Consider the following 23,507-nt stretch of genomic DNA (forward strand, 5'->3'; position numbering starts at 1 on the left):
TTAAAGATTTTAGAATTTAAGATTTAGCTGAAAACCGACTGTTCTTGCTGTTGGAAGCTGTCCCATCTCCACTCCGGGAGTGATGGTTGCATTATCCAGCGTAGCCACTTCGGGGTCAAACATCGGGAACTTGGTCCACATCCATAAGTTCTTTCCGAAAATGGCAATCGTAAGATCATCCAGACCGATAGATTTTATGGTCTCTTTGGCGAAGGAATAGGCAATTCTTGCGTCTCTCAGCTTAATAAAATCTGTACTGAAGCTGTTGGTTTCTACATTGGCTCTCCTATAGTAATCTCCATAATAAGAAGATACCAGTACTCCTTTTGTATTCGGGCTGAAAGTTCCGTCCGGATTCTGAACAACGCCATCTCCGACAATTATCCCACCAGGATTATCTCTTCCCGGAAGAGTGGATTTCAGCTTACCTTGTTCAGACATTTTATGATGTGACTGAGAATAAGCAATACCACCATACTGACCGTCAAATGAGAAACTGATCGTAAAGTTTTTAATTCTGAAATCATTCTGAAGACCTGCTCTCCATTTCGGGAATGCATTTCCTACTTTTTCAATATCTGCAGGTCTTGCCGGAAGTCCGTTTTCACCGTAGATTACTTTTCCGTCCGGAGTTCTTAGTAATTTAAATCCGTACATATCTCCCAGTGAGCCTCCCACTTCCATTTTATAGAAGACGACATCCCCTACATTGGAAACAATCCCGTCAAATCCTTCAGGTAATGTCATCACTCTGTTTTCGTTGGTAGACCAGTTTCCACCAACTTTCCAGGAGAAGTTTTTACCTTTTACAGCCAGGATATCCGCTGAAAGCTCAAGACCTCTGTTTCGGATCTCTCCTGCATTGATTATCCTTCTGGCGTATCCGCTTTCGTAAGGCAGGGATACCGGGATAATCTGGTTTTCACTGACATTTTGATATGCCGTAAAATTAAGGTTCAGCCTGTTTTTGAAAAGACCGAAATCCATACCGGCTTCTATATTTGTATTTTTTTCAGGTTTAAGGGAAGGATTATTAAATGTTGTAGGTGCTACTACACTTCCCGTTATGTTGCTTGCTGAATAATAGTTATCCAGAAGATAAGGATCACTGTCTATCCCTACTTTTGCCCAGGAGCCCCTCAGTTTCCATACATTCAGGTTATTACTTTTCAGATTGAAAATATCTGATAAAATAAAGCTGGTACTTACTGACGGATAAAAGAAAGATCTGTTCTGCTTCGGAAGTGTGGAACTCCAGTCGTTTCTTCCGGTAACATCCACAAATATTTTATTGTCATATCCCAGAGTAAGCAACCCGTACACACTGTCTACATGTTTATCTCTTGGTGCCGGATATTTAACCGGAATAGAAAGCGCATTGGTAAGGTTGTACTCACCTGCTGTTTTCAATCCGATGGCCTGATAGTCATTCAGTACGTATTCATTGTAACGGATGCTTCCTCCTACGGATGCAGAAATACTGAGTTTATTCCAATCTGCTTTGTAGGAAAATAACAGATCATTGTTATATTCCTGATTTTTGATAAACTGTTCTCTGTAGAAACCTTTCAGGTAGTTGGCAGAGCTCCATGGCCTTTTGGTGGTTCTTTTTTCATTCAGGATCTCAATACCTGACCTCAGCATTAAGCTGAAATTTTTATTCAACTGATAATCTGCTGTGATATTTCCTGTAATGGTTTTCTTTCTTACCCCGTTCAGCATTTCATAAGCAATCATGTAAGGGTTATCAATATAAGAGCTGAACGGATGGATCTGATCAACCTGTTCCTGTCCGGGTTTCCAGATAGGTTTATACCATTCAAGGTCTACATTCGGATTTTGGAAAATCATGAAATAAGAAATCGACTGGTTGTTATATCCCGTTGCAGGAAGATTATCACTGGTAGTAGTGTTATAAGCAAATTTTGTTGAGATTTTTAATTTTTGGGTAAGCTGATGGGCAAAGGATAAGGCAAAATTAAATCTGTCAAAGCCTGTATTCGGCATAATCCATTCATTATTAAGGTAAGTAAGTGAAGTTCTGAAGCTTGTTTTTTCATTGGAGCTTTCTACTGAAATACTGTTTGAATAGTTAGAGCCTGTTCTCCAGAATCCTTTGATATTGTTTTCATAAGGTCTCCACAATTGTCTTTCCTTACTTTGTCCCATTACATTAGGGTCATATTGGAAATAATACTGTCCGGCAAATTTAGGTCCAAAAGCACTACTTGTACCGCCTGTACTTGGTCCGTCCGGAGAAAGACCGTAGGAATAATAAAAATCTCCTGCGCTATTTACGGCCAGTGTTCCCTGCCCATATTCGTACTGCCAGTCCGGCCATTTTAATACAGAATCAAAGCTTGAGGAAGAATTAAAAGTTACTCTCAGTTTTCCGTTTTTTGTTTTACCGGATTTGGTTGTGATCATCAATGCTCCGTTGGCTGCCCGTGATCCGTATAATGCGGCTGCAGAAGCTCCTTTCAGTACCGTTACGGATTCAATATCATCGGGATTGATGCTGTTCAGTCCGTTTCCAAGATCAATGGGAACATCGCCGCCGGAACCCGCTCCATAAGCAGCTGTACCGGAACCTGTGGTGGAATTGCTTAATGGCACCCCATCCACTACAATCAGCGCATAGTTATGATCCATCATAATGGATTTTTCTCCTCTCAAAGTAATCCTGGAAGTTCCCAGTGGCCCTGCTCCGGCAGTCTGGATTTTAAGACCTGCCACTTTCCCTTCCATTGACTGTGCCCAGTTGTTATTCTGAGTTTCTTCAAATGTTTTGGCTTCTACTTTCTCAGCAACATATCCTAAAGCCCTGTCATGTCTTTTGATTCCCAAAGCAGTAACCACTACTTCGTCAAGTCCTTTAACGGTGTCTTTTTTAGCTTTCTGCTGCGCTGTAAGATTGACGCTGACAAATCCTAACAGCGACAAAACCAACAGTTTTTGTGTCTCTTTACGCATTTCCTTTTTGTTTGCGCAAAATTAAAACGACATTACAAGGATGATCTTAACACAATTTTAACGTTTCTTAAAAATTTATTAAACCATATATTAATCCAGTCTTAATAATACTAGTTAAACAGCTAATTAACAGATATTTAATTAATTAAGTTTTTTTAATATCATTCTACAATCGTATTTGTGTATCTTTATTGTCTTGGCTTGGGATAATACCACACAAAATACACAATAAATTGATTTACAGTAAAATAAATCAAAATCAATAAACTCTATTTTCCTGTTATCACTAAAATTAGGTACTTAGGTCTAAAAAAGAAACAGTCTGCTCCTTAAAAGAGGCAGACTGTTTAAATTGTTGATGGTTGTGTTGGGAAGTTGTGACCACCCCGTCAAAAATTCAAAGAATTTTTGACATCCCTCCAGAGGAGGGGAATATGTTGTCCTTCAGCTGTACTATTTGTGAAGGATATTCAATTATTTATTCTTCAACTGTTCAGGGATGTTAGTGGTTACAAACCCGATTCCCTGTTTCTTCAATTCATCATATACGGCAACATCATTAACGGTCCATGCATTGGTGATCAATCCTAATGCTTTGGCTTCAGCAATCCAGGTAGGATTTTTCTGGAAAACACTGTAGTGATAGTCCATACCGTCCAATCCTTCTTTTTTGATCTGTTCAGGAGACAATTCTCCGTTCAGATACTGTACTTTAAACGCAGGAGCCAATTTTTTGATTTCCTTACAGATATTCAGGCTGAAAGAAATAAATTCACTCTGAGATTCCAGCTTCATATCTTTGATCATTTTGATCGTCTTTTGAGTAATTTCATTTTCAATTTCCGGAGTCTTCGCGGGTTTGATCTCTACAATTAACTTCAACGATTTATCTTTTTTTCCCTGTTTTAAATAATCTTTTAAAGTGGGGAAGCTTTCTCCATTGGACAATTTCACAGCTTCCAATTCTTTGAAAGTTGCGTCTGAAATCTCCAAATTACCATGATGCTCATCATGATTGATCACCAATACGCCGTCTTTGGTCATTCTTACATCAAATTCAGACCCATATACTTTTAATTTCTGGGCATTCTCCAATGACTGAAGTGAGTTCTCTGTTGTAGGAGGTTGTGTCTGGAAATATCCTCTATGGGCAATGATCTGGGTTTGTGCTTTCATCATAACTGTACTTAAAACTGCTAACCCTAAGATAAAATTTTTCATAATATAATTTAGATTATTAAAACAAAGTTCTGAAACTTCCGGATAAAGGTAGTTATTAAAAAATGGAAACCACAGAGACATCAACGATTTTTAAAAACAGTGGCTGTTTCAATTTCTTTTATGTCTTCTGTGGTTCAAAAAGATGTTAGAAGGTGTACTTCGCACCGATCTGGATCTGGTAAGGATTTCCTGTCAGAGGAACCAAACCACCTCCACTTACGTTTTTGGTGTATTCATACTGCATCGTATCCTTATTGAACTTGGTTACTTTATACAAAGAAGTATTTCCGTATGATTTGTTTACTCCCCATTCTTTATTAAGCAGATTTGCCACATTGAAGATATCTACAGAAAGCTCAAAAGCTCCGACCTTATCAAATTTAATTTTCTTGGCTACCCGCACATCCCAAACACCGTAGAAACCATTCTTACCTCCGTTACGTTCTGCGATTTTCCCGTTATATTCATTAATATAATCTTTCAGAGCCTGACCTACCTGTGGATCATCCAGGATAGCTTTCGTGAGATTCGGGAAGATAAAAGCGAGGTCATTGGAATCTACAAAATCTCCGTTGATATTTCCTCCTGTGGTTGCAGAGAAGCGGGTTCCTCCGATTCCTGAATATCTGATTCCTACTGTAAATCCGGCAATGGTAGGTGAGTTACCATAGATAACCACTTTATTACGGAACTGGTTGTCAGAATAGGTCATTCTTAAATCTCTCGGATCACTCTGGATCATGGTAGACAACGTTGCAGAGTTCGCTACGTTTCCGTTGTAAGAAGTATTGTCTTTGATATCAGACCAGGTGTAACTTGCTGTAATTTCTCCATCTTTCCAGTAACGGTAACTTGTATCAATTACAAATGAGAACTGGTTTACTTTACCATCGCTTACCAATTCCAGTACCCTTCCGAAATTTTTATTGATTCTTCCTGCTTTCCAGTCAAAACTCACACTGTTATTGGAGTTATTGGTAATGGCACTTGTAGGAATAAAGACACCTCTTCCATCTTCATTAGCTAAGGTAAAGAACGGATTGGCTACCATGTTTCTGTCGTAGTAATAGTAATTATTTCTACCTAAAGCCATATAACCTGCAATTCCTGCTCTGAATCTTTCATTGAAGAAATGGGTATAAGAAATATTCGCTTTATAAACGATCGGGATTTTCGCATCTTTACCGGTATAGTTAATTGTTGGAATCTGATACTGGGAAAGAGACGGAACAGAATTATAGTCATTCCTGTAACTGTTAAAATCAGGAGTAAGACCAATCGCCGTAGGATTTACATCCACTGTAGCAAGGTGTCTACCATCAAATACCAGGTTATTGATGATCATATAATTGTTGATATCGGAAGAGAAAATTCCGGCACCGAACTTCAGGAAGTCTTTATTCCCTTCATTGATATTCCAGTCAAACTGGAATCTTGGCTGAATGACAAATGATTTGATTTTGTTATCCGTTCTGATTCCCATTTCGTCAAACAGTTTCTGGTTGAATTCTGCTTTCGGATAACCACCGTAGTCTAATCTTAGACCGGCCATCAAATCAAGTCCTTTTGCTATTTTCGTCTGGAACTGACCATATACTCCGATATTCCAGATATTGGATCTTACGGATGGATCTGCCATCAAAGGAACTTCTCTGTAGAATCTGTAAGGTGTCATCGCGTCAAAGTTACTCATCCCCTGAAAATGGAATCTCCCGTTCACCTCACTTCCGTATACAGATTTTGCCATTGTATACATAAGGTCGGCCCCGAAAGTATATTTTACCTTATCTGTATTGTAATACAAATTATCGACTACCTGAAATACATTATTTCTGAAGCTTTCCTGAGCAAAACGGTGTCCTCCGATCTGAATATTAGTTGACCCCACGCTTGATGATACTCCTTCCACAATCGCTCTTGGAACCGGTTTTCCTAATTGGCTGTTCTGGTAACTGTCCTGGAAAGTGTAAAGATATTGTGCCTTCAATTCATTGGTCAGATTAGGCTGAAGGTTTGATCTTAATGTTAACAACAAGCTGTTATCAAGGTTTTTGTCATTTCCGTAAGATTCAAAGAAGTTGATATTGGTATTATCACCCAATCCGTTTTTATTAAGGTCGTAGGTAAAGTTATTTCTGAGTGTTAATAAATGCTTTTCATTGATCTGCCAGTCAAGACGTAAGAATGCAGCATCGGAGTTTCTCACTTTATCAAATGTTCCGAATTGCGGGGTGTTTCCTACCCCATATTTTGCTCTGGCAATATCCAGAAACTGGTTAAGTGTCTGTGTTGTTGTATTGAATCTTTTTTCGTCATCCGGAGACTTGATATCAGCAATGACCAATGGTCTTGAATCCAACTGATGGTCCCATGCAACGAAGAAATGCAATTTGTTTTTAATGATTGGACCTCCCAATGAAAATCCGAACTGGGAAGTAGAGAAATCATTATCTCTTTTGTTTCCTCTGATATCATATGGGCTGGAAAGCCAGTTGGTTCTTAAATATTCCCAGGCACTTCCTGAAAATTTATTGGTCCCTGATTTGGTAACAGCACTTACTGTTCCACCTCCGCTTCTTCCCAAAGTAACATCATATTGGTTGGTTGTGATTTTAAATTCACGTACCGCTTCAATAGAGATTGAGAAAGGGGCACCGCTTCGGCTGGTAGTAGCTCCGGCAGAAGTAGGATTTTTGGCTGTCATCCCATCAATTGTAAAGTTGGTAGAAGACCCCAGCTGTCCGGAAAGGTTTCCACCTTTACCGCTCAGTGGTGATAGTTCAGCAAGATTGGCAAAATTTCGACCGTTTACGGGGAGTATGCTGATATTTTTAGCAGAAATAGCGGTGGCCGCTCCCAGGTTTCCGATCTTGTTTTTAAGGTTCCCTGTAATCTTTACTTCTTCAATATGCTTCTCATTTCCAAGATCCATATTGACAGTAACCTGATCACCAAAATTCACATTGTACCCTTCTTTTTTATCATCGTTCACAATGACTGTGTAAGGCCCACCAAGAGGTATTTCTTTAAAAATATACTCCCCTTTTGAGTTCGTTTCCGTTTCCGTTCTGAATCCTGTAGACTCATTCACGATCGTTACTTTCACTTTTTCCTGAGCCGTGCTTCCCGGTCCGGTAACTTTCCCTACAATAGAAGCCTGTGTGGTCTGTGCATAAGCCATGGTTCCAAGCCCTAAAAACAATAATCCCAGTACAATCTTTACTTTTTTCATTTCTTCCGAAGATCTATATTATTAATTTTTTGATATTCGCCCGGAAACCTCTTTGATTTTCATGATGATAGATCATTTTGAGGTTTCTTTTAATCAGATGTGCAAAGGTATTTTGACTTTAAGGGGCAGGTGTTTAAGAAAGCTTTAACATTTTTTTAATTAAATCAGAACGTTATGTTAAATTACTTTAAATACCTGTTTTATAGCGTGCAAAATCAGCATGTTAAAGCATGTTACGGATTTTTAATTTTCCTGTACTATTTTATTCTGTTATTTTTTAAATGCGAATTACTTTAGTTATTTTTGCTCAAAAGATAGAAAAGCAATGTCTGAAAACATTCAACAAAAGATAGAGCAGCTCCGCAAAGAGCTTCACCAGCATAACGAAAACTATTACCAATTTGATACTCCAACGATTACGGATTATGAGTTCGACATGCTTCTGCAGGAACTACAGGATCTGGAAGCTAAATATCCCGAGTTTTATGACGAAAATTCCCCTACAGTACGGGTAGGTGGTGGTGTTACCAAGGTTTTCCCTACGATTCAGCATAAATTCAGGATGTATTCTCTGGACAATTCCTACGATTTTGACGATCTGGAAGACTGGGAAAAGAGAATCATCAAAACCATTGACGATCCGGTAGAATTCGTTGCAGAACTGAAGTATGATGGTGCTTCTATTTCTATTCTTTATGAAAACGGCAAGCTATCACAGGCAGTAACCCGTGGTGACGGCTTCCAGGGAGATGAAATTACCCCGAATGTACGTACCATTTCAGATATTCCTCTGACTTTAAAGGGTGATTTTCCTGCTCAGTTTTTTATGCGTGGCGAAATTTATCTGACCCGAAAAAACTTTGACAAAATCAATAAACTGCGTGAAGAAGAAGGTCTTGATCCCTTCATGAATCCAAGAAATACAGCCAGCGGAAGCCTGAAAATGCAGGACAGCGCTGAGGTAAGAAAGCGGGGACTTTCTTCTGTACTGTATCAGTTTATTTCTGATGAAGTTCCTGCTGAAAGCCATTGGGAACTGCTTCAGAAAGCGCAGAGCTGGGGCTTCAAAACCTCTCAGCAGGCCAAATTATGTAAAACCATGGCTGAGGTACAGGAATTTATTACTTTCTGGGATACCGAACGCCATAATCTGCCATTTGAAATTGACGGAATTGTTTTAAAAGTGAATTCACTGCAACAGCAGAGACAGCTTGGCTATACAGCGAAATCTCCGCGTTGGGCAATGGCATATAAATTCAAAGCAGAAAAAGTAGAGACAGAACTTCAGAGTGTGTCTTATCAGGTGGGAAGAACGGGTGCTATTACTCCTGTTGCCAACCTTAAACCTGTTTTACTGGCCGGAACAATCGTAAAAAGAGCTTCCCTTCATAATGAAGATATCATTAAAAAGCTGGATCTTCATGAACATGATTTCGTGTACGTAGAAAAAGGAGGTGAAATTATTCCCAAAATTGTCGGGGTAAACACAGATAAAAGAACGGAAGAAAGCAAAGAAATTGAATATATCAAACACTGTCCTGAATGTGGTACTGAGCTGGTAAAAATTGAAGATCAGGCCATTCATTTCTGTCCGAACGAGCTTCACTGTCCGCCACAGGTTGTAGGAAGAATGATCCATTACGTTTCCAGAAAAGCATTGAATATTGACAATCTGGGAAGTGAAACAATTGAACAGCTGTACAGGGAGAGACTGATTGAAAATCCTGCTGATTTCTATGTTTTAACGAAAGAACAGCTTCTTCCGTTGGAAAGAATGGCTGAGAAATCTGCGCAAAACATCATCACAGGAATTGAAAAATCCAAAGAAGTTCCTTTCGAGAAAGTTTTGTACGGAATCGGAATTAAGCATGTAGGTGAAACAGTTGCCAAAAAACTGGTGAAAAATTTTCCAACGATTGAGGAATTAAAAAACGCTACCATTGAAGAACTTTGCCAGGTAGAAGATATCGGGACTAAAATTGCAGTAAGCATCGTTGATTTCTTCCAGAATTCTGAAAACATCCTGATGATCGAGCGATTGAAATCTTACGGAGTACAGCTTGAAAAAGGAGAAAGTACCAATGAGGTTCTATCCAATGTTCTGGAAGGAAAAACTTTCCTGTTCACCGGAAAATTGTCTTTATTTACCAGAGAATCTGCTGAAGAAATGGTAGAAAAGCATGGTGGAAAAAATATTTCTGCCGTTTCGAAAAACCTCAACTATCTTGTAGTAGGTGAAAAAGCCGGAAGCAAGCTGAAAAAAGCCCAGGATATTGGGACAATTACGATTCTGGATGAGCAGCAGTTTCTGGATCTGATTGAGAAATAATAAAATTTTAAAATATTTTCAGAAAAGACCATTGAAATAATTCAATGGTCTTTTATTATTATAGAAATGAGTCGAATTAAATAATTTCTCACTTTTTATCCTCTCTCCTTCCATCTCAAACAGAAAGTATGATTAACTCAGAATTTGAAAATTCATAAAATATCAGATAATCTCTTACTATTTTTACCCGTACCTTTTCAATATCTGTTTTTCTTCCTATTGTAGGGTGATCGGCTAATAACCCGATATTATACAGGATCAGCCTATTGAGTTTTATACTGAAAGTTCTAGTTTTATTTCTTAGCATCCAATATTCAAGAATTTCTTTTCTTTCTTTATTGGCTTTAACGGTCCAAATTACTTTTCTTTTAGCCATTCTTCTATATCCTGATTGGCCTGATCTTCCGTAAGATATGCTTTATTCTTATATTCTTCTCTTCCTTCAGCAACTCTTTCTTTTTGCTCGGTAGTAAGAATATATTCATTCTGGTCCAATTCAAAATCAAGAATCTTTTGAATTTCTTCAATAATTCGGGCTTCTTTTAATTGGGTAATTCTGTTAATTAAATCAATTTTTAAATCTGAAGTATTCATCTTATGTGATTTAAGATCAAATTTAGAAAAATTTATTTACTTAAAAATAATAATAGTATATGAAGCATTTTCTCCTGATTTTGACAGAATCATCCTGATATGTTCTTTATTCCTGTAGTAATCTATGTAAGGTTCTTTGGTAATGATCTTTCCTTTCCCTGTTTCTTTATACCCGGTTGCCAATATCAGTTTAAGATACTGATCATATTCTTTCTTCTCTTTAAACTCAAATTCAATCCTGTCTTCTGATTTTTCTTCTTTATATTCAAACTTCCCTATTTTTGAGGTGTAGTCCGGGGCTTCGTATTCGGTTAAAAGAAAGCCTAAGCCCTCAGTTCTGTCATAAAATCTGAACTTCAGCTGCTTCATTTCCTTTTTAAACTCATCCATTGTCAGTTTGTTGAAACCTTTAAGCTGTTCTAATGTGAATGTCTGAGCAGAAACCTGAATACTCAATACAACTGAAAATAATAAGAGCCCTAAAGTTTTTCTCATTGTTATTTTTATCACAAATATAAGAATAACGGTTTATGCTTCTTTAAGCAACACTTTCCGGAACAGTAAAATTTCTTCCTTGTTTAATCCTTCCAAAGAAATTGTGCGTTTTGTATTGGGCATCCAGTCAGGATAAAGAATCAGTTCCACATAATTATCATGGATATGAAACTCTCTCAGAACTTCCGGGTTTCTTGTATTTCTTCGATCTGATCCAAATCTCAGATTGATACACTTACCGGGAACAATGTAAAAATCTTTAGGAAACAAAAACATAGAATTCTGATTCATGAAAATTTCAAAACTGCACCATCCAATTTTTTTACTATAGCTAAGACTTCCTTTAGTGACTGAAACAATGGTGCCATGGATATTTTTAAAAACTACCGCATCCGGCTGTTTATATTTTTCGATAATTTTATTTTTCTGGCTATAAAAGAAAATTCTTGAAATGATAAAAAATACTACACCTGCCAATGGCAAATAGAAAAAAGGATCCATGAATTTAAAAGGATAGAATTACAAATTTTTAAATAAGAAAAATCAAATATTTTCTTATTCAAAGATATAACAATAACCCTTATGAAACCGGCAGTCTGAAATAAAACGTACTTCCGTTATTCAGAGAACTCTTCACTCCTATTTCTCCATGTTGTTTCTCAATAAAATTCTTTGAAATTGCTAATCCAAGCCCCGTACCATTCTGATGCTCGCCGGGAACCTGAAAATAGCGGTCAAAGATCTGTCGGTGGTATTTTTCATCAATTCCGCTTCCGGTATCAATGATGCTGAACTGAATGAAAGAATCCAGTTTCTCAACTACAATCTTAATACTTTCGTCCTGAAAAGAATGCTTTACCGCATTAGTCAGGAAATTATTCATTACCCAGACCGTTTTATCAAAATCAGCTGTCACAGCATCGCTGTCTTCTAGAAGATATTCCGTACTGATGGAAATGTTTTTCTGCTCTGCAAGCTTTTCAACGTTCTTTACAGCAGTCTGTACGATTTCTTTTGGGGAGCATTTTTCAACAGTCAGTCTGATGTTTCCGGATTCTACCTGGGAAAGGTTAAGCAGCTCACCTGTAATATCCAGTAAGCGCTGTCCGTCTTCATTGATACTTTTCAACAATTCCTGCTGCTGCTCGTTGAGCTCTCCGAACTTTTGGTTTCCAAGGAGCTGAACTCCCATCTTGATAGCTGAGATCGGTGTTTTCAGTTCATGGGATATGGTTGCAATAAAATTGGTTTTGGCAAAATCCAGTTCTTTAAAAGGGGTAATATTTCTCAGTAAGATTACCTTTCCGATATATTTTTTCTCTTTTTCGCCTGTTTTTACAATATTGATGGGAATAATATCCTGCTCAAAATAGTTTTCCTTGTTATCGCGGACAATTTTAATCGGATCTTTTACCGGATGATCAATATTTTTCAATAGTTCACGCATCAGATCATTATTAACAGCCACTTCATGAGCCGTTTTTCCGATAATTTCTTCTTTGTGAAGATTGGTGATTTTCAAAGCTTCATCATTAATCATATAGATAAAATGATTTTCATCCAACCCAATAACTGCATCATGCATGTTATTGACCAGCGTTTCGATCCGTTTTTTATCCATCAACTGTTTTGAAAGTGTACTGCTTTCGTACTCCTGAAGTTTCTCTGCCATACTGTTGAACGAATCGGCAAGGCTGTTAAATTCTTCACTTCCTTTGAAATGAACCCTTTCACTATAGTTTTTATCGGCAATCTGTTTAATACTGAAGGTAAGCTGATTAATGGGCTCTGCAATGGTTTGGGGTAAATTGAAAAGTAATATAAAAGCGATCAGAAAACAAACAGTTCCTAAGCTTACGATCCAGAACGTGGCATTTTCTGCTGTAATGATGGCAATATCACTCTTCCGTTCAATCCCTTTCATATTCAAAGACATAATCTTGGCCAGATCTTCCCGTATCAGCTTTTCTTTTTGGATATCCGGAGCTTTCAGATAGCTGTCGAAATGAAGGTTCAGATTCTGCGTGGCTTCTTTTTCTCCAAATTCTGTAAGATTTTTTTCCTGAAGTTTATTATTTTTCTGAAAATCTGCTATTGCAACAGTACTGTCCGTGCTGATATGATCAAGGGCAAGCAGCATATTCTTGGAAAACTCCAGACTGTTGTAATTGGCAGTAAGAATTTTTTCAGTATCAGATTTTAATTTATTGATATATACAGAACCTATCACTGAAAGCAGAACGATCAGCAGGAATAAAAGGCCAACGCCTAAGGTAAGTTTCGTTTTAAGTTTCATTACTTTTTAAGATAAAATAATAATATCTATCTGTCTTTCATTCAGTCTGTTCATCAGGGTATAGATCCAGCTGTATCCCAGGAGCCGATGCCAGAACCTGGCATGAGGTTTCCCAATACACACTGTTGTAATATTATGGGCTATCACATATTCCAGAATTCCGTTATGAACGCTGCTTTCCTTGATGCGGACTACTTTGGCACCCAATTCCTGTGCTAAATTAAAATTATTAATCAAATACCGCTGCTTATCCAGCGCAATTTTTTCAGGATTTTCTGAGGGTTTCTGCACGTATAAAACCGTCCACGGGCTGTTATAATAACTTGCTAATCTTGCTGTTTTACGGATAATTGTTTTGGCAATTTTTTCGTTACTGCTGATACAGGCCAGGAATTTTATGGGTTTAAAATTTTCAGTTTTAATCTCTGTTTCCACCTTTCTTTCCACATGGGTGGCTACTTCTTTTAAAGCTAATTCACGAAGCTGCAGAATATGCCCGCTCTGGAAAAAGTTACTCAGCGCTGTCTGAATTTTTTCTTTCTTATAGATTTTCCCTTCCTTTAAACGGGTGAGCAGCTCATCTGCGGTAAGGTCAATATTCACCACTTCATCTGCCAGTGCCAGTATCTTATCCGGAACCCGTTCTGTTACTTCCACTCCCGTGATTTTTTTTACTTCTTCATTCAGGCTTTCGATGTGCTGGATATTCATGGCACTGATGACGTTGATTCCGTTATCAAGAATTTCCAGCACATCCTGCCATCTTTTTTTATTCTTGGAACCTTCTACGTTGGTATGGGCAAGTTCATCCACTAATACGACTTCAGGATGTTCGTTGATAATGGCCTGAAGATCCATTTCTTCAAGGTTCTTTCCTTTATAAAAGACTGATTTCCTTTCAATTTGAGGAAGACCCTCCTCCAAAGCTTCGGTTTCTTCCCGTCCATGAGTTTCAATGTACCCAATCTTTACATCAATGCCATTTCGCAAAAGGGAATGTGCTTCCTGAAGCATACGGAACGTCTTTCCTACGCCTGCACTCATCCCGATATAAATTTTGAATTTTCCTTTGCGGGACTTTTGGATCAGTTCTAAAAAATCTTTTGCTGATGACATTGATTTTATTCTTTTTAATTTTACTTTAAGCACTTTTCCTGTAGCTAAATTCGTTTTTAAAACCAAACTGCTAAACTTGATGATATAAAGAAATTTCCTTTTTTAAATTCATCATTTTTTGCAAAAATGGCGTCTTTAGCAGTAAAGCCCCTTGCTTCCGTACGGAAAACCACATTTTTATAGATCGCATAGTCTACATTGAGAGAGTACCCGAAGGTCTGAAATCCATTAGGAGTTCCGGTATTAATAATGACACCATTCTTATCATTGTAATATTCCAGCCTTCCTGCCAGTGCCCATTTGCTGTCCAACTGATATTTCATCTGAACATTCGGACTGTACCATATATTATACTGCTGACTTCCTTTTGATTTCTGCTCTGCACCGATATCAAAACCTAAAATAGCAGAAAGCTGTTCAGTTACCTGAAAAATCCCATGAAGATCATGGAAATACCGCATTCTTTTGTCTTCTTTTGCTTTATCATTACCGATAAATGAACTGCTGTTCAGGGTAATTTTATCGCTCGGCTTATAAATGATCTGATGCCCGAAAGAAATACTCTGATTGCCCTCAGCTTTTGCAATACGCTGCCAGCCATTCAATACCAAGCCGCTTAAAAACCATTTCCCGCTATCCGAGGTATAAGAGATCTTAGCACCGGTTTCGAAATAGGGGGAATTTTCAGCAGCCAGACTTCTGGTCAGGTTAAAATTGTCTTTTCCGACAGCGCTTTCCCAGCCAATATGAGAAGGCATAATACCTGCATCAATCCATACGTTTTTATTTTTGGAAATTTTAATTCCAATATTGGCTTCATTGATATAGCGCAAAGCGTTCTGTTCTGCAGCCATGTTATCCTGGGCATAAGTTCCGGCCATTAAAGCCAGATTGGCACGGAGACGCTCATTTTCATAAGATGCCTTCACCAGACCTAAGTTAAGATTTACTTCATTGTGCCTGTTATATGAGTATAGAAAACTCTGGCGCATATGATTGCCCGGTTCATTGAAATCGTAGGTATAAAAAAGTTCTGCATACGCAGAAAACTTTATTTTAGGATTCTGCTGTAAAGAATCCGCAGTTTGGGCTTTTGGAAAAAATATCCCTGATAATATCCCGGCAACAATATATTTTTTCATAGTTTCAATCATTATTTCGTCAATAGTCTCGTTATAATCTGAACATTACGGCAAGTGTAAATCTGCTGTCAGACTTTCTCAGATCCGGTCTCCAGGATTCTACCGGAGTATCTATCCACCCATCCGGGCTGGTAGTTCCCTCTCTTCCTGCGAAATAAGGTATGTTGCTTTTTCTGAATCCATATTCTAATCTAAAGGTAACGAATTGATTGGGCATAATATCCACCGTTGCTGTTCCCTGAAACATTTTTAGTTTTTCTCCGGCTGCAATGGCATCATTAAAGTCATTGTTGGCAACAGGAGAAGGAGTAAAGGCCAGATAAGCTCCCGGGTTGGAAACCGCATCGGCTCTTAAAGTCAAAGCAATTTTATTTTGATGAAACCAAAGTCTGTTGGCTACAGAAGTACCGATCATATAGTTGTCTTTAGCTTTCACTCCTCCTCCGCTCTGAAATCCGTAATGATTATTGATACTGAAGGCAGCTTGTGACAGCCCGTCACTGTCTTTGTTTTTATAGTATCTGGCTACAATACTGTGGTCATGGTGAAATCTTCGTACTCCGGGATTATTTCTGGTGTCCTGTCCGTTAAGATAAAAGTTTGCAACAAGTTGTAAGTTTTCATTAGGACGATAATAATTGGAAACCCCCAACCCTAAACCTGTGTTCCATGAATTATAAGTCTGCCATCCGTTCAGAACCCAAATCTCTGTTTTGAATTTTTTGGATGGGTATGCCTGAATTCTTGCTCCCTGGAAATAGAAAGGCGTAAAATCGCAGACTAAGCTTCTCTGATAGTTCCAGTTTTCTCCCAAAACATAACTTTCCAGACCAATATAACTCATAAAAATACCTGCTTCCACATTCAATCCATGCATCACATTGAAATGATATCCTGCAGCGGCTTCACGAATGTATTTTAAATTGTTTCCACTGGTATTTTTCCCGTGATTCAAAGTTCCGTCAAGATCCTGAACAATAGATCCCATCTGGCCAAACTGCAGCCATAAACGGCCTATTACATTTTTATAATTGGTTTCCAGTCCGATACTGGCCATATTTATTGTGACTTCATTAGAACGGCCTATTGCTGCAGAAATCGTGTGGGTATTATCCTTCGGACGATTAAAATCATAATTATAGTAAGCATCCACATAAGTTACTCCCGTGAGTATAGTTTCTCCATTTTTATCTTTTAAAGTTAAAGGAAAGTCTGTCTGCCGGTTCTGGCCATTAATCCATGTAAGGTCATAGCCGTCAAAAGGAATTTTAGAATCTGTTTTTGTTACTAAAGAATCTTTAGGCTGTGCAATTACCGAGTCTTTTTTTATTTCCTGAGCATTGATAAAACTTAAGGTACTCAGTCCAAGAAAAAATGCTGCCTGAAAAGTTTTTGATTTCATTATATAAATATTGATAATAATGTATTAATTGAGTAATGTGGTCCGTGGTCTGTAATTTTTAGATTAAAAATAAGGGCTGTTTTGATTTGATCTTTTACAGCTTACAATTCAGAATTCCAGAACACAGAATTCGTTTTAGCTGAATTTCTCTTTTATTCTTTGTTTGAATCTTGAAAAGAAATTTTTTGATGAATTTATTTTAACTGATCCAAAGCAATATTAAGTTTCAGAACATTTACTTTTGATGGTCCGAAAAGTCCTAACAACGGCTTTTCAGTCTGAGTATTAATTAAATTTCTGATCTGCTCTTCGGAAAGGTTTCTCACTTTCGCAATTCTCTTTGCCTGATACAATGCTCCTTCTTCAGAAATATCCGGATCAAGCCCGCTTCCACTTGCTGTAACAAGCTCTACAGGGACTTTGGTATTCCCCATTTCAGGATTATCCATTTTCAAAGTATCAATTCTTTTCTGTACAACCTCCAGATATTCTTTATTGCTTGGCCCTTTGTTGCTTCCTCCACTTCCTGCTGCGTTATAATTGACAGAGGAAGGACGGCCGTGAAAATATTTTTCAGATTTGAATTCCTGTCCGATATTGGCATAGAACTTCTGTCCTTTATCATAAATAACTTCTCCGTTTCCTTTATTAGGAAGTATTTTAGAACCTGCATAGACAACTGTCAGATAAATTCCTGTAACCACCAGCATTACAAGCGTTAATCTGAATGCTGAAACAATATGATTTTTCATTTTTAAAATTTTAATAAAATAAACTGATTACCAGATCAATAATTTTGATTCCTATGAATGGAACAATGACCCCGCCCAGTCCATAGATCAAAAGGTTTCTTCTTAATAATGCACTTGCACCGATGGGTTTGTAAGCCACCCCTTTCAATGCCAGCGGAATCAGAAACGGAATGATAACAGCATTGAAGATCACTGCGGATAATATCGCAGTTTCCGGACTGTGAAGATTCATAATATTCAGTTTCTGAAGGGATGGAATAAAAGTGATAAAGAGTGCAGGAATAATGGCGAAATATTTTGCTACGTCGTTTGCAATACTGAAAGTCGTCAGTGTTCCTCTTGTCATCAGCAGCTGTTTTCCAATTTCCACGATTTCGATCAGCTTTGTCGGATCATTATCAAGGTCTACCATATTACCGGCTTCTTTTGCAGCCTGCGTTCCACTGTTCATTGCAACCCCTACATCAGCTTGTGCCAGTGCCGGGGCATCATTGGTACCGTCACCCATCATGGCTACGAGCTTACCTTCCTGCTGTTCCTTTTTGATGTAATTCATCTTGTCTTCCGGTTTAGCTTCAGCAATAAAGTCATCTACACCTGCTTTTTCTGCAATGAACTTTGCGGTCAGAGGATTGTCTCCGGTTACCATTACCGTTTTTACCCCCATCTTTCTCAGTCTCTGGAAGCGCTCCTGGATTCCTGTTTTGATGATATCCTGAAGCTCAATAACGCCCCATACTTTTTCATTAACGGCTACAACCAGAGGAGTTCCTCCGTTTTCAGAAATTTTGGTCACCGCATCCTGGGTTTCCTGTGGGAAGATATTCCCGGCTTTTTCAGTCAGTTTTTTTATCGTATCGTAAGCTCCTTTACGGATTCTTGTTTCGTCAAAATCAATTCCTGAAGTTCTTGTTTCTGCAGTAAAGTCAATATAGGTAGGATTAGCAACCAGCAAATCTTCCGGTTTCAAAGCACTCAGTTCAATAATAGATTTTCCTTCCGGTGTTTCATCTGCTACAGAACTTAATGCAGAAGCTTTAATGAATTCTTCAATCTGAATTCCATTGGCAGGATGAAATTGGGTCGCCTTACGGTTTCCTATCGTGATTGTTCCGGTTTTATCTAACAGCAGTACATCAATATCACCAGCTGTTTCTACTGCTTTACCACTTTTGGTAATCACATTCGCTCTCAATGCTCTGTCCATCCCCGCAATTCCGATTGCAGAAAGCAGACCGCCGATGGTTGTCGGAATAAGACAAACGAAAAGAGATATAAATGCCGCTATAGTAATCGGAGTCTGTGCATAGTCTGCAAAAGGCTTTAAAGTGAGGGTAACAATAATAAATGTAAGCGTGAATCCTGCTAAAAGTATGGTTAATGCGATTTCGTTTGGCGTTTTCTGTCTTGATGCTCCTTCTACAAGGGCAATCATTTTATCTAGAAAGGATTCTCCGGGTTTTGTAGTTACTTTTACTTTAATTCTGTCTGACAGAACTTTTGTACCTCCTGTTACAGAGCTTTTGTCTCCCCCTGCTTCGCGGATTACTGGTGCACTTTCTCCGGTAATGGCAGACTCATCAATGGTAGCTAGCCCCTCAATGATCTCTCCATCCATCGGGATCTGATCTCCGGCCTCGCAAAGAAAAATGTCGCCCAATGTCATTTCTGCAGACATTTTTAAAACGGTTTCTACCTGAAAACCAGACTTGTTATCAACCACTAATTTGGCTGGAGTTTCCTCCCTTGTTTTCCTGAGAGTATCAGCCTGCGCTTTTCCTCTTGCTTCTGCAATAGCTTCTGCAAAATTGGCAAACAGAACGGTGAAAAATAAAATAATAAATACTAAAAAGTTATAGGAAAAGCTTCCCTGCGATTTATCACCAGTAAGGCTGAACATGCTTACGATAAACATGACAATGGTTCCGATCTCCACCAGGAACATGACCGGGTTTTTAAACATAATTTTCGGATTCAGCTTCACGAAAGACTGTTTTATTGCCTCGTTAACCAAATCTCTTTGAAACAATGTTTGTGACTGATTTTTCATTTTTTTGAAAGAGTTTATATCATTGTAAATCAATACTCACCATCAAGGCATACCAAATAATAAGGGTAGAGATGGATAATATAAGTGAACGTTTCAGTAAGTGTCAGACTAGCTTCCTCAAACTCTTCAGCATCCTTAATGGTTGAATATTGATTGTAATTTTTAATGTTCACATTTATTTTGAGAAATACTGAATCTGTTCCGCAATAGGACCTAAGGTCAATGCAGGGAAGAAAGACAGCGCTGCAATCAGTAAAATCACCGCCAGGGTCATGAATCCGAAAGTAGCTGTATCTGTTTTCAGGGTTCCTGAACTTTCAGGGATGTATTTTTTCTGCGCCAATAATCCTGCGATGGCTACCGGTCCTATAATCGGGATAAATCTTGAGAGAAGCAGCACAATTCCTGTGGAGATATTCCACCATGGTGTATTGTCTCCAAGTCCTTCAAATCCGGATCCGTTATTGGCTGCAGAAGAAGTAAACTCGTACAGCATTTCGCTGAACCCATGGAATCCCGGATTATTCAATGTTTTTGCTCCGAATTCCGGTAAATAGGCTGTTAAAGCTGTTCCTGCAAGAATTAGAAAAGGATGGAATAATGCCACGATCATTGCGATCTTCATTTCTTTCGCTTCGATCTTTTTCCCCATAAATTCAGGGGTTCGTCCTACCATCAGACCACTGATAAATACAGCAAGAATGATAAAGATGAAATAATTCAGGATTCCAACTCCACAGCCTCCGTAGAAACAGTTGATCATCATTGCAAGAAGTTCATTCATCCCTGAAAGCGGCATAGTACTGTCGTGCATCGCATTGACAGAACCTGTAGAAATTACAGTAGTGGCGATACTCCAGTATCCGGATGCTGCACTTCCGAAACGGATTTCCTTACCTTCCATCGCTCCCAGGCTATTATCTGCTCCCATTTGTGTAATCAGAGGATTTCCTCCCGTTTCATTCACAATATTCGGAATGGTAAGCGCCAGAAAACCGACGGTCATGACTGTAAAAATTACCCATGAAAGCTTTCTTTTGTTCAGATAAAAACCCAATGCAAATACCAATGCAAACGGAATGATCATCTGAGTGACCATCTCTGTCATATTGGTCATATAATTAGGATTTTCAAGCGGATGCGCTGAGTTGGCTCCAAAAAAACCGCCTCCATTGGTTCCTAAGTGCTTGATGGCAACAAATGCAGACACAGGACCTCTGGAAACATCAGCCTTCTGACCTTCCAGTGTTATCATATGATCTTTCCCTTCAAAAGTCATCGGACTTCCGTTGATAGAAAGAATTAACGCAACAATCACACTGATCGGAACCAGAATTCTAATCATCGATTTTGTAAAGAAATCGTAGAAGTTCCCAAGTTCAGTGCTTGTCTTTTCTTTAAAAGCTTTGAAAAGAACAGCCATAGCTGCCATTCCCGTTGCAGCTGTGACAAACTGTAAAAACATCAGATAAAGCTGGCTCAGATAACTTACTCCTGTTTCTCCCGAATAGTGCTGTAAATTACAGTTCACTAAGAATGAAATGGTTGTATTAAAAGCCAGATCGGGCGACATATTCGGATTCCCGTCGGGATTTAAAGGAAGCCATGCCTGATTCAAAAGAAGAAGAAAACCAATGATGAACCAAACCAGATTAATCGTCAGCATGGCATACATATTCTGTTTCCAGTTCATCTGACGGTTGGGATTAATACCCGAGATTTTATAGATTAACTTTTCAACAGGTTCAAGAACCGGATCGAGAAAAGTCTTTTTGTATCCATAAACATTAGCTATGTATTTCCCTAAAAATATTCCGATAACTAATGTAACAGCAAACATTGCTATTATGCCTAATATTTCTGTATTCATGACGGGTTAAAATTTTTCAGGTTTTATTAAAACATAACAGATATACACAAAGGCAAGTATTGAGAGGAAAAATAAACTCCACATAATTTATATTCTATCAAAAAATTCAACTGATTTATACAAAAGCCAAAACAACACTGCAAAAAGCAGAATTAAACTTATCAGCATCATATCTTAATCATTAGGGTTAAAAGAGTCAACAATACGTACGATACAATCAGCAGACTAAAAGTCGAATGCTCCCGTTTTTTAAACGTTTTTCTTGAAATTGTCATTTTTAAATATTTTATTCAGAGACTATATGCCAAAAAAAAGTCCACTCTGAAAAATAAAAATATAAAACGCTGAATAACAAAGTATTAAACCAAAACCAAGCATTCTATAAAAACAGAAAAGCCTATCAAAATGATAGGCTCTTTATTAAAATGATAAAAGGTTTATTTTAATCCGTATTCTTCCAGTTTCCGGTACAGTGTGGCAATACCGATCTCCAATAAACGGGCTGCCTCCGCTTTGTTACCCTTTGTATATTGCAAAACTTTCTGTATGTGTATCTTTTCCAGTGATCTGATACTTAATGAGTCACTTTCAGGAACTGTTTTTTCGGAATAATGGGGAAGGCTGTCAGCATCAAGAATACTGTTATCCATTAAAATCAAGCTACGCTCCACAGCGTTTCTCAACTCACGGATATTCCCTTTCCAGTCGTTTCGTTCAAGAGCTTTATAATAATCAGGATTTACCTGAACTGTTGCCAGATGAAGTTTATGTGAAAAAACATCTATAAAATACTGGGCAATGGCTTTCAGATCTTCTTTTCTTTCTCTTAATGGAGGAAGCGTGATCTCAAAGACATTCAATCTGAAATAAAGATCTTCTCTGAAATTTCCCTGCTTTATTTCATCTTCCAGATCCCTGTTGGTTGCAGCAATCAATCTGAAATCCGATTTGGAAACTTTGGTTTCCCCCATTTTGATAAATTCTCTGGTCTCCAAAACCCTGAGTAATTTTGCCTGTAACTCTATAGGCATTTCGCCAATTTCATCCAGAAATAAAGTTCCTCCGTCAGCTTCTTCTATCAGTCCTTTTTTATCTTTCAAAGCACCGGTAAAAGCACCTTGCTTGTGTCCAAAAAGCTCACTCTCCAGAATTTCTTTACTGAATGCTGAACAGTTGATTGCTACAAAACTGTTTTTCTTCCGGTCACTTCCCTCATGAATAGCACTCGCAAAGACTTCTTTTCCCGTCCCGGTTTCTCCTGTAAGAAGTACAGCAGCATCTGTAAGAGCTACTTTTTCAGCCAGTTTCTTGGCCTGTAAAATTAAAGGCGATTTCCCTATGATCTGATCAAATCCTTTTGTTCCAGTCTGCTGAACAACTCTTGATTTATTATCTTTTACTTTATCCAGCGCCTTATAGACCAATGGGATGATTTTCTCATTATCATCCCCCTTTACCAGATAATCATAAGCACCGTTCTTCATGGCCTGTACGGCATCCGTAATATTACCGAATGCCGTCATCAAAATAATCTCAAGCTGTGGATATTTGCTTTTAACAGACTTTACCAGATCTACTCCAAAAGCATCAGGCAGGCGGACATCACTCAGAACAACATCAAATTCATATTGCTCCAGCATCGTCATTGCCGAACGTGCGGTAGAAGCCTCTTTTACATTAAAATTTTCCTGGGAAAGGATCATCCCTAATAGTTTAAGGAGTTTGATCTCATCATCGATGATCAGAATGTTTCCTGACATTATTATTATTTTAGAAAACCACTACAAACTTATTGAAATTATTTGAGTAAAACAGGGTTATACAAGGAAATAGTTAGCTGGTCAGCCTTTAACGTTCAGGAGCATTCTCCCGCTATCCATTCCTACTCCTCGCGCCAGGGTTTATTTTCCCAGCTAATCCCAGTGCTTCCACCTCCTGCTGCGGGGTAACCATTCCTATCGGGGCTAGAAGTGAGTGAATGAATGATGAGTGATAAGTTATAAATGATGTGACGAGATTCGGGATACGGGTTCCG

17 protein-coding genes are annotated in these 23,507 nt (G+C 38.3%); 1 reads left to right on the forward strand and 16 read right to left on the reverse strand.

Translation table 11 applies throughout. From position 1 onward, the window contains the following. Window positions 1-9 precede the first annotated feature (9 nt). From CRS_RS14585 to CRS_RS14595, 3 genes are all read right to left on the reverse strand, one after another. Window positions 10-2,973 carry a SusC/RagA family TonB-linked outer membrane protein gene (locus CRS_RS14585; RefSeq protein ID WP_142724749.1) on the reverse strand — a complete coding sequence of 988 codons (2,964 nt, stop codon included), beginning with the start codon at window positions 2,971-2,973 and terminating at the stop codon, window positions 10-12. A gap of 474 nt (window positions 2,974-3,447) precedes the next feature. After that, window positions 3,448-4,194: a glycerophosphodiester phosphodiesterase family protein gene (locus CRS_RS14590; RefSeq protein ID WP_142724750.1), complete on the reverse strand. Its 747-nt coding sequence runs from the start codon at window positions 4,192-4,194 to the stop codon at window positions 3,448-3,450. A gap of 145 nt (window positions 4,195-4,339) precedes the next feature. After that, the gene (locus tag CRS_RS14595; RefSeq protein ID WP_142724751.1) at window positions 4,340-7,426 is read right to left on the reverse strand and encodes a TonB-dependent receptor; all 3,087 of its coding nucleotides are present in this window, start codon (window positions 7,424-7,426) and stop codon (window positions 4,340-4,342) included. A gap of 325 nt (window positions 7,427-7,751) precedes the next feature. Between CRS_RS14595 and ligA the strand changes: the two genes are divergently transcribed. Beyond that, a complete protein-coding gene (gene ligA, locus CRS_RS14600; protein WP_142724752.1) occupies window positions 7,752-9,755 on the forward strand; it encodes an NAD-dependent DNA ligase LigA in 2,004 nt (667 codons plus the stop codon). A 115-nt stretch (window positions 9,756-9,870) separates the two neighbouring features. Here ligA and CRS_RS14605 read toward each other — a convergent pair whose 3' ends face one another. The 13 genes from CRS_RS14605 to CRS_RS14665 all read right to left on the reverse strand — a co-directional run bounded on the left by CRS_RS14605 (window position 9,871) and on the right by CRS_RS14665 (window position 23,232). After that, window positions 9,871-10,131, reverse strand: a complete 261-nt coding sequence (locus CRS_RS14605) for a type II toxin-antitoxin system RelE/ParE family toxin (RefSeq protein WP_142724753.1) — start codon at window positions 10,129-10,131, stop codon at window positions 9,871-9,873. Next, window positions 10,113-10,349: a hypothetical protein gene (locus CRS_RS14610; RefSeq protein ID WP_002981680.1), complete on the reverse strand. Its 237-nt coding sequence runs from the start codon at window positions 10,347-10,349 to the stop codon at window positions 10,113-10,115. Before CRS_RS14610 ends, CRS_RS14605 begins: the two co-directional genes overlap by 19 nt. A gap of 36 nt (window positions 10,350-10,385) precedes the next feature. Then, entirely contained in the window at window positions 10,386-10,844 is a 459-nt protein-coding gene (locus CRS_RS14615) for a hypothetical protein (RefSeq protein WP_142724754.1), read from the reverse strand. Between the two features lie 33 nt (window positions 10,845-10,877). Beyond that, window positions 10,878-11,345: a hypothetical protein gene (locus CRS_RS14620; RefSeq protein WP_142724755.1), complete on the reverse strand. Its 468-nt coding sequence runs from the start codon at window positions 11,343-11,345 to the stop codon at window positions 10,878-10,880. Between the two features lie 79 nt (window positions 11,346-11,424). Further along, the gene (locus CRS_RS14625) at window positions 11,425-13,140 is read right to left on the reverse strand and encodes an ATP-binding protein (protein WP_142724756.1); all 1,716 of its coding nucleotides are present in this window, start codon (window positions 13,138-13,140) and stop codon (window positions 11,425-11,427) included. A 6-nt stretch (window positions 13,141-13,146) separates the two neighbouring features. Next, window positions 13,147-14,256, reverse strand: coding sequence for a sensor protein KdpD (locus CRS_RS14630; RefSeq protein WP_142724757.1), 1,110 nt, complete (start codon window positions 14,254-14,256; stop codon window positions 13,147-13,149). A 56-nt stretch (window positions 14,257-14,312) separates the two neighbouring features. Then, window positions 14,313-15,398: a porin gene (locus tag CRS_RS14635; RefSeq protein ID WP_142724758.1), complete on the reverse strand. Its 1,086-nt coding sequence runs from the start codon at window positions 15,396-15,398 to the stop codon at window positions 14,313-14,315. 31 nt (window positions 15,399-15,429) lie between these two features. Next, window positions 15,430-16,800 (reverse strand): outer membrane beta-barrel protein, encoded by a 1,371-nt coding sequence (locus CRS_RS14640; protein WP_142724759.1) that lies wholly within the window; start codon window positions 16,798-16,800, stop codon window positions 15,430-15,432. 194 nt (window positions 16,801-16,994) lie between these two features. Further along, window positions 16,995-17,552: a potassium-transporting ATPase subunit KdpC gene (gene kdpC, locus CRS_RS14645; protein ID WP_142724760.1), complete on the reverse strand. Its 558-nt coding sequence runs from the start codon at window positions 17,550-17,552 to the stop codon at window positions 16,995-16,997. A gap of 10 nt (window positions 17,553-17,562) precedes the next feature. Beyond that, window positions 17,563-19,602: a potassium-transporting ATPase subunit KdpB gene (gene kdpB, locus CRS_RS14650; RefSeq protein ID WP_142724761.1), complete on the reverse strand. Its 2,040-nt coding sequence runs from the start codon at window positions 19,600-19,602 to the stop codon at window positions 17,563-17,565. A 175-nt stretch (window positions 19,603-19,777) separates the two neighbouring features. Then, complete coding sequence (kdpA, locus tag CRS_RS14655; protein WP_142724762.1) at window positions 19,778-21,472, reverse strand: potassium-transporting ATPase subunit KdpA; 1,695 nt, start codon at window positions 21,470-21,472, stop codon at window positions 19,778-19,780. Between the two features lie 6 nt (window positions 21,473-21,478). Continuing rightward, window positions 21,479-21,556 (reverse strand): potassium-transporting ATPase subunit F, encoded by a 78-nt coding sequence (locus CRS_RS24835; RefSeq protein WP_077415921.1) that lies wholly within the window; start codon window positions 21,554-21,556, stop codon window positions 21,479-21,481. A gap of 353 nt (window positions 21,557-21,909) precedes the next feature. Further along, window positions 21,910-23,232, reverse strand: coding sequence for a sigma-54 dependent transcriptional regulator (locus tag CRS_RS14665; RefSeq protein WP_142724763.1), 1,323 nt, complete (start codon window positions 23,230-23,232; stop codon window positions 21,910-21,912). Between the last annotated feature and the right edge of the window lie 275 nt (window positions 23,233-23,507).

The organism is Chryseobacterium sp. ON_d1 (genome assembly GCF_006829085.1).
GTDB lineage: Bacteria > Bacteroidota > Bacteroidia > Flavobacteriales > Weeksellaceae > Chryseobacterium.